General features: G+C 77.6%; 1 protein-coding gene. It reads right to left on the bottom strand.

Going from position 1 to position 398, the window contains the following annotated elements:
* On the bottom strand, positions 1-376 hold a 376-nt coding region (locus CCN42_RS45490; protein WP_339384159.1), incomplete at its 3' end, for a trypsin-like peptidase domain-containing protein.
* Positions 377-398: the final 22 nt, after the last annotated feature.

The following is a 398-nucleotide window of genomic DNA, read 5'->3' as shown; positions in this document are numbered from 1 at the left end:
CGTCGCCGAACCGGTGGACGCGGTCGGTGGCGGTGTACGTCACCTCGGTCGCGCCCAGCACCCGGGCCTCGCGCCGGCAGCCGGCCACGATCCGGACGTAGGCGCCGGTCTCGACGCGTTCCCGCGTGGTGAGCGGGAGCGGGTCGACGCCGAGGCCTTCGGTGCGGACGAGGGCCAGGTTGCGTTCGGGCAGCGGGGTCACCGCGTCGGCGGTCACCACGCAGCTGCGGTCGCCGGTGGCGGTGCGCAGGACGATGCGGGGCAGTCCGTCGACGGTCTCGTGGCTGGTCAGCACCGTGCCGTCGTGGTCGGCGACGACGCCCAGCCCGCGCGGGCGCCCGGCGAGGTCGTGGACCCGGACGAGGCCGCCGTCCAGGGGCGGGGGCGGCGGCGGTGCG

Source organism: Streptomyces glaucescens, assembly GCF_002154375.1.
In the GTDB taxonomy this organism is placed as follows: domain Bacteria; phylum Actinomycetota; class Actinomycetes; order Streptomycetales; family Streptomycetaceae; genus Streptomyces; species Streptomyces glaucescens.
The sequence above is the reverse complement of the archived record's forward strand: the minus strand, read 5'-3'. Positions and strand labels throughout refer to the sequence as shown.